Origin of the sequence: Desulfuromusa kysingii (genome assembly GCF_900107645.1) — a bacterium.
Classification (GTDB): Bacteria; Desulfobacterota; Desulfuromonadia; order Desulfuromonadales; family Geopsychrobacteraceae; genus Desulfuromusa; species Desulfuromusa kysingii.
Map to the genome: position 1 here is coordinate 41,175 of NZ_FNQN01000005.1, position 8,013 is coordinate 49,187.

Genomic DNA, 8,013 nt, shown 5'->3' on the forward strand with positions numbered 1-8,013 from the left:
TCGGACAGATTGTCCCGTATGGGACGGTCTGTTTTTTGATTAAATCCATAATCCCCCGCAATTAAACAAATCTAACCTTGGCACAGTTCTCGCTATTTACTCTGGTTATCCCTTGCGCACAGAGGGCATCTGTCCCATTTCGGACAGAATGGATAAATTGGGAGTTCGTATGTCACAGAATGTTGTCGAACAGGTGTTGGGACGACTGATAACGGATGAGCGGTTCCGTCACCGTGCAGCCGAATCATTCGCGAAAGCATGTCAGCAAGAGGGCTACCTTCTAGCCCCGAATGAGGTTCTACTGCTTGCGAATCTGAAGCAGGGATGCATCGCCGCACTTTCTGACGAAATTAATCCCGGCCTGCGAAGGGCTGGAGGTTAAGTCATCAACGCAATCACTGAGGTATCTGTTTCGCATCTAGGTTTATTTGATAGGAATCCCTAGCATCAACAGGAGAGTAAAGCATGAACCATATTTTTCGTAGTATCTGGAGTGAGGCTCTTGGCACTTTTATCGCGGTCGCAGAAATCGTTTCGGCGCGTGGCAAAGGGTCCGGTAAAAGAGGCCGCTTACGCTTGCTTGCCATCTCCCTGTTTCTGACGCTGACAATCTGCTCCGGCTTTGCCAATGCGGCGGATCTGCCCACTGGTGGCAATATTGTCGCTGGCTGCGGCACGATCAACCAGAGCGGGGCGACCCTGACCATTAATCAAGACAGCCAGCGCATGGCCGCCGACTGGACATCTTTCTCCATCGGGCAGAATAATACCGTGAACTTCGTTCAGCCCTCCAACACTGCCGCCGCGCTGAACCGGGTGACCGGAGCTGATGCTTCTGTGATTCAGGGAGCCCTCAACGCCAATGGTCAGGTGTACTTGGTCAACCCCAACGGCGTGCTCTTCTCTTCTACAGCACGAGTCAATGTTGGCGCACTGGTGGCTTCAACATTGAATATAAGCAATGACGATTTCATGGCCGGCAATTTTACTTTTGCAGGCACCAGCGCCAATGCCATCATTAATCAGGGCAACCTCAACGCCACCAACGGCGGCACCATCGCCCTGATCGCAGCGCGCATCATCAATCAAGGCAGCATCGAAGCCCCACATGGCAACGTCCTTTTCGGTGCCGGACATAAAGTCACCCTCGACCTCGGTGGCCCGGTTAAGATAGAAGTCGAACAGGCTCTGCTTGATACCTACATTGAACAGGGCGGAGCCATCAAAGCCGATGGCGGGATGGTTTACCTTACTGCCAAAGCCGCCAGTGAGTTGGCCAGCAGTGTCATCAACCACAGCGGCATCAGCCAAGCGCAAACCCTGACCACCGGCGAAAACGGTGCCATCTACCTGATGGGCGACATGGTGCACGGCGAAACCATCGTCGCCGGCACCCTCGATGCCTCTGCCCCCAACGGCGGCGACGGCGGCTTTGTCGAAACCAGCGCGGCAAAGGTGCGAATACAGCATGATCTGATGGTCACAACAACAGCTGAGAACGGAAAAACCGGCGAATGGTTGATTGATCCCAACGATTATACCATTGCCATCAGCGATGGCGACATTACCGGCACGCAACTTTCTACCAATCTTGGTAGCACCAACGTCACCATTGAAAGTGTTAACGGTGCAGACACCGGCGGCAACGGCGATATCTTCGTCAATGATGATATCACTTGGAGCAGCGGAAATACCCTGACGCTGAACGCCCAACGCAATATTGAAATCAATGCCACGATCGACGCGAGCGGCGGGAGTGGGGGCAAACTCGCCCTCGAATATGGTCAAGGCGCCCTTGCCACCGGCAACACCGACACCTATTCCCTCGGCACTGGCGCACAAGTAAATCTGCTAGCCGGGCAGAATTTCGACACTAAACTGGGTAGTGACGGTGCCACAGTCAACTACACCGTCATCACCGCACTCGGCGCGGCGGGCTCAACCACCGGCACCGACCTGCAAGGAATGAACGGCACCCTTAGCGGTAAATACGCACTCGGAGCAGACATCGACGCCAGCACCACCAGCGGCTGGTACACCAACACCGGCTGGAGTCCAATTGGCTATTACGAAACAAGATTCACCGGCACCTTTGACGGCCTCGGCCACACCATCGACAGCCTCACCATTAATCGCCCAGGCACTGACTATCAGGCTTTGTTCGGCTACACCTCTGGCGCCACCATCAGCAATATCGGGCTCACTGCTGTCAGTATCACTGCTGTCAACACAGGCATAGGGGGAATAGCAGTCGGCGGGCTGGTGGGGCATAACGATGCCTCCACCATCAACAACAGCTACGCCAGCGGCGTGGTCACAGGTTACCTCCATGTCGGCGGGCTGGTGGGGTATAACAACTCCTCCATCGACAACAGTTACGCCAGTGTGGCGGTCACAGGAAGGAGCTTCGTCGGCGGGCTGGTGGGGGTGAACTCCTCCTCCACCATCAGCAACAGCTACGCCAGCGGCGTGGTCACAGGTGAAGACATTTACGCCGGCGGGCTGGTGGGGTATAACGAAGTCTCCTCCTCCATCAACAACAGCTACGCCAGCGGGGCGGTCATAGGTCAACGCTTCGCCGCCGGGCTGGTGGGGTTTAACACCACCAGCTCCACGATTAGCAACAGCTACGCCAGCGGAGCGGTCACAGGGTGGAATGCCATCGGCGGGCTGCTCGGGGCTAACGATCCGGACTGCACAGTGACCAACAGCTTCTGGGATACCGATACCAGCGGGCTAGAATTCAGTGATGGCGGCACTGGCAAGACCACGGCAGAGATGATGCAGTTGGCCACCTTCACTGGATGGGATGGGGCTATTTGGTCATTCGGGGCTGGGCAGTCAGTTGAGGGTTACGGGATGTCCAGACCCTATTTGACCAATGTGACAACCGAAGCGGATCGCCCGAATCAAACACTCCTTTTTGCCGATGGCTGGGGCGATACCAGTGGTGACGGCGCTTACACCATCACCAACTGGACACAGCTGCAGAATATCAACACCGTTGTAGACCAAGGCTATGATTTTGCCCTGTCCAACGATCTGGGCACGGCAACCGACGGCTACACCACCCAAGTAAAAGATGGCGCAACCCTCGCCAACGGCGGCGAAGGCTGGACGCCCATTGGCAACTTTACCACAAAATTCTCCGGCACCTTTGATGGCGGTGATCACACCATCGACGGTCTCACCATTAATCGCTCGAGCGACTATCAGGCTTTGTTCGGCTACACCTATCTCGCCACCATCAGCAATATCGGGCTGACCAATATAAATATCACAGGGCAAGACACTGTCGGCGGGCTGGTGGGGCGGAATGCTTCCACCCTGATCATCAACAGCTACGCCAGCGGCAAGGTTACAGGTGTAAGTTATGTCGGCGGGCTGGTGGGGTATAACAGCGACTCCACCATCAGCAACAGCTACGTCAGCGGCGTGGTCGAAGGAAGCCACTCCGGCGGGCTGGTGGGGGTTAACATCTCCTCCACGATTAGCAACAGCTACGCCAGCGGCAAGGTTACAGGTGTAAGATATGTCGGTGGGCTGGTGGGGTATAACAGCGACTCCACCATCAGCAACAGCTACGCCAGCGGCGTGGTCACAGATGGAAACCAGCACGTCGGCGGGCTGGTGGGGCAGCATTTCGGCACAGGCACAGTGACTAACAGTTTCTGGGATACTGAAACCAGCGGGCAAGAAAGCAGCGCTGGTGGCACCGGAAAAACCACGGCAGAGATGGTCAATATTGCGACCTTTACTGATACAAACACGGTTGGTCTTGAGAGTGCCTGGGATGAAGCAATCTGGTCATTCGGTGCCGGGCAGTCGGTTGAGGGTTATGGGATATCCCTACCTTATTTGATCGATGTGACAGTCGAGGCGGATCTCCCGGATCAAACACTCCTGTTTGCCGGTGGCTGGGGCGGACTGACTGAAGCTAACGACAGTATCACAGAGGCTGATGGCCGCCCATACACCATCACCAATTGGACACAACTGCAGAATATCAACACCGTTGCAGACCAGAGCTATGACTTCGTCCTGTCCAACAATCTGGGCACGACAACCAGCGGCTATACCACCCAAGTAAAAGATGGAGATACCCTCGCTAACGATGGTGAAGGCTGGCTACCCATTCCCTCATTCACCGGCATCTTTGATGGTGATGATCATACTATCGACGGCCTCACCATTGATCGCAGCAGCACCTGGTATGTGGGTCTTTTCGGTTCTGTTGATACCAATGCAGCGGAGATAAAAAATCTCGGCCTGATCAATGTCAATATAAAGGGATTGACTGATGTCGGCGGACTGGTTGGATATCTCGTCAGTGGAACCGTCGACAACTGCTATAGTTCCGGCACCGTAACGGGACTCCATCAATATACCGGCGGGCTGGTCGGACGCACCTGGAAAGGTACCATCAGCAATAGCTACAACACCGCAAGCGTCTCGGGAGGCCTCTATGATACCGGCGGGTTGATTGGGAGAATCAACTCCGGATCCATTAGCAACAGCTACTCCAGCGGCGCGGTCTCAGGGGCAGACTATGTTGGTGGGTTGGTTGGATATGCTGACGACTCAAGCATCAGTAACAGCTACAACACTGGAACAGTCACAGGGAATTACTATAACGGCGGGCTGGTGGGGCATAACAATAACAATTCCACCATCAGCAACAGCTACGCCAGCGGCACGGTATCAGGGCGTGGCAAAATTGGTGGGCTGGTTGGGGCTAACAGCACCTCAACAATCACAAATAGCTATGCGAGCGTTGCGGTTACAGGAACTGAAAGCGACGTCGGTGGACTGGTAGGGAGAAACGATGATGATGATAGTGTCACCGACAGCTTTTGGGATACCGAAACCTCTGGACAAGCAACCAGCGCTGGTGGCACCGGTAAGACCACGGCAGAGATGACCAATAGTGCCACTTTTACTAATACAAGCACCGATGGTCTTGATATTGCCTGGAATGAAGCAACCTGGTCGTTCGGTGCCGGGCAGTCGGTTGAAGGTTATGAGTTATCCTTGCCATATTTAACCAATGTAACAACCGCAGCAGACCGACCGACAACTACCCTGTTTGCTAGTGGCTGGGGAGGATTGACGGTTGGAGACCAGACTGGTGCCGATGGCAGCGCTTACACGATAACAGGCTGGACACAGCTGCAAAACATCAACACCGTTATAGACCAAAGCTATGACTTCGCCCTGTCCAACAATCTGGACACGACAACTGACGGCTATACCACTCAGGTGAAAGATGGCAACACCCTCGCCAACGGTGGTGAAGGCTGGATGCCCATTGGTAAAGAGAGCGCAGCATTCACCGGCACCTTTGACGGCGGGGATTACACCATCGACGGCCTCACCATTGCCCGCAGCAGCGCTGGGTTTATAGGTCTTTTCGGTTCTGTTGATACGAATGCAGCGGAGATTAAAAATCTCGGCTTGACCAATGTCAATATAGAGGGATTGAATGATGTCGGCGGGCTGGTTGGATATCTTGACAGTGGAACCGTTGACAACTGCTACAGCTCCGGCATCGTAACGGGACTTGATCAATATACCGGCGGGCTGGTCGGACGCACCTCAGAAGCAACCATCAGCAACAGCTACAGTGGCGGTAATGTGTCAGGAAACGATTATATCGGTGGATTAGTTGGAGGCACCTACACCACAACCGTCAGCAACAGCTACAGTAGCAGTAATGTGTCAGGAGACGATTATACCGGTGGGCTGGTCGGACGCATCTCGGAAGGAACCATCAGCTACAGCTACAGTAGCGGTAATGTGTCAGGAGGCGATTATATCGGTGGGCTGGTCGGACACAGCTCGAAAGCAACCATCAGCAACAGCTACACCAGCGGTGTTGTTACAGGTACTGGAAACTATGTTGGCGGGTTAGTGGGAGACAACTTCGAAAACGCTTCCATCAGCAACAGCTACGCCAGCGGCGCGGTTACAGGCAATATTGGGGTCGGCGGGTTGGTGGGGTATAACCATGATTTCTCCACCATCAGTAACAGCTACGCCAGCGGCGCGGTCTCAGGGGCTAATGCTGTTGGCGGACTGGTGGGGTATGATGATTCGGATGGTGTCAGTGACAGCTTCTGGGATACTCAAACCAGCGAGCAAACAGCCAGCGATGGTGGCACCGGCAAAACCACGGAGGAGATGACCAATAGTGCTACCTTTAATGCTTGGGATGAGTCGATCTGGTCATTTGATGCGGGTAGTGGTGACGCGGTAGAGGGCTACGAAGTCGCTTCCCCCTATCTGACCGATGTCACCCGTGAAGAAGACAAAGAGGCCTTGTCTCGTTCCACTCTCTTTGCTGCGGGCTGGGGCGATACCGATGGTGGTGGGGCTTATACCATCACCAACTGGACGCAGCTGCAAAATATCAACAACGTTCTGGCTCAAGGATTCGATTTTGTCCTCTCCAACGATCTAGGCACGGCAACCGACGGCTATACCACTCAGGTGCAAGATGGCGATACCCTCGCTAACGACGGCACTGGCTGGGCGCCTATTGGTATTGGCTATTTCGACGATGATGTCAAACCTGACACTGACAACAGCACCCCGTTTATCGGCACCTTTGATGGCAACCATTACACTATCGACGGCCTCACGACTGACCGTTTAAACACTGAATCACAAGGGCTGTTCGGTTACATTCTTGACACTACGATCAGCAATATTGAGCTAACCAATGTGAATATTACAGGGCAAAATGCCGTCGGCGGGTTAGTGGGTTATAGTCATGGAGGTTCAATCCTCAACAGCTATGCGCGTGGGAATGTTACCGGGGGGATCTACGTCGGCGGACTAGCGGGAGTGGTTAGTGGTAGCAGCATAGACAACAGCTACACTAGCGGTACGGTTACAGGCTTAAGCATTGTTGGTGGGTTGGTAGGAGGTAATTTAACTACCACGATTGGTAACAGCTATTCCAATAGCTCTGTTGCAGGAACTAATGCTGTTGGCGGACTGGTGGGGATGATTTCCGAAGCTTCCACTATCAGCAACAGCTACGCCAGTGGAACGGTAGAGGGAACTAACACTGTTGGTGGGTTGGTGGGGTATAACGAAGATGACAGTGTTGTCAGCGACAGCTTCTGGGATACTCAAACCAGCGGGCAGGAAACCAGCGCCGGCGGCACCGACAAAACCACGGCAGAGATGATGCAGCTGGCCACCTTTAGCGGATGGAATATCGATGCAGAGGGCGGTAGCGAAAAAATCTGGCGCATCTACGAAGGTTTCACTTCTCCGCTGCTTCGCAGTTTTCTGACTCCGCTGACTGTCAGTGCTACAGTTTCCGGCAGCCAGGTCTATGACGGCACCACCGATGTAACTGATTTGGGTAATACACCAACCTACAGCACATCTCCCGATGCCAACCTGCTCGGCACCTTGGCTATCAACACCAGTAGCAAGAATGTTGCGACCTACACAAGTGGATTCAACGGATCGGGACTCTATTCTAACCAAATGAGTTATGACATCAGTTATGACCTGTCAGGATCGGTTGAAGTCACGGTAAAAGCCCTGAATGTCACCGGGTTGATCGCAGCGGACAAAGTCTATAATGCAAGCGTTGTTGCATCATTGTCCGGTACAGAAGCAATCATCAACGGTGCATCAGCTGACGACGATGGTTTCTACTACACCGACGATACGGTCAGTCTGACCGGTACTGCAACCGGCGAGTTTGCCAACAAGAATGTTGGCGTAGGCAAAACCGTTACCATAACGGGTCTGAGTCTCACTGGGGCAGATGCGGACAACTACAACCTGATTCAGCAAAGTGGCTTGACTGCGAGTATTACCGTCCGCCCGATTACGGTCACCGCTGATGATCAGAGCAAAGTCTACGGCAACGATGACCCCGCACTGAGCTACCAAGTCACCACCGGCAATCTGGTTGGCGACGATGCCCTTGCCGGTAATTTGAGCCGCACTGCTGGTGAAAACGTCGGCAGCTACACCATCAGTGCAGAT

Annotated in this window: 4 protein-coding genes and 2 pseudogenes; 4 read left to right on the forward strand and 2 right to left on the reverse strand. The window is 54.0% G+C overall.

Features of this window, described 5'->3' with window-relative positions:
- The first annotated feature begins 169 nt into the window (after positions 1-169).
- Both BLU87_RS09130 and BLU87_RS17975 read left to right on the forward strand, forming a co-directional pair.
- Complete coding sequence (locus BLU87_RS09130; protein WP_092347162.1) at positions 170-382, forward strand: Os1348 family NHLP clan protein; 213 nt, start codon at positions 170-172, stop codon at positions 380-382.
- A gap of 83 nt (positions 383-465) precedes the next feature.
- A pseudogene (locus BLU87_RS17975) lies at positions 466-552 on the forward strand (ESPR domain-containing protein); the annotation flags it as partial.
- Between the two features lie 18 nt (positions 553-570).
- Here BLU87_RS17975 and BLU87_RS17640 read toward each other — a convergent pair.
- Positions 571-714 carry a hypothetical protein gene (locus BLU87_RS17640; protein WP_245706428.1) on the reverse strand — a complete coding sequence of 48 codons (144 nt, stop codon included), beginning with the start codon at positions 712-714 and terminating at the stop codon, positions 571-573.
- Positions 715-726: 12 nt separating this feature from the next.
- Between BLU87_RS17640 and BLU87_RS17980 the strand changes: the two are divergent.
- A pseudogene (locus tag BLU87_RS17980) lies at positions 727-1,296 on the forward strand (two-partner secretion domain-containing protein); the annotation flags it as partial.
- A 642-nt stretch (positions 1,297-1,938) separates the two neighbouring features.
- On the opposite strand, the gene BLU87_RS17650 reads toward BLU87_RS17980, so the two are convergent.
- Positions 1,939-2,271 carry a hypothetical protein gene (locus BLU87_RS17650; RefSeq protein ID WP_245706430.1) on the reverse strand — a complete coding sequence of 111 codons (333 nt, stop codon included), beginning with the start codon at positions 2,269-2,271 and terminating at the stop codon, positions 1,939-1,941.
- On the opposite strand from BLU87_RS17650, the gene BLU87_RS09135 reads away from it, so the two are divergent.
- On the forward strand, positions 2,263-8,013 hold a 5,751-nt coding region (locus BLU87_RS09135; protein WP_245706431.1), incomplete at its 3' end, for a GLUG motif-containing protein. The two genes, BLU87_RS17650 and BLU87_RS09135, sit on opposite strands and share 9 nt — an antisense overlap.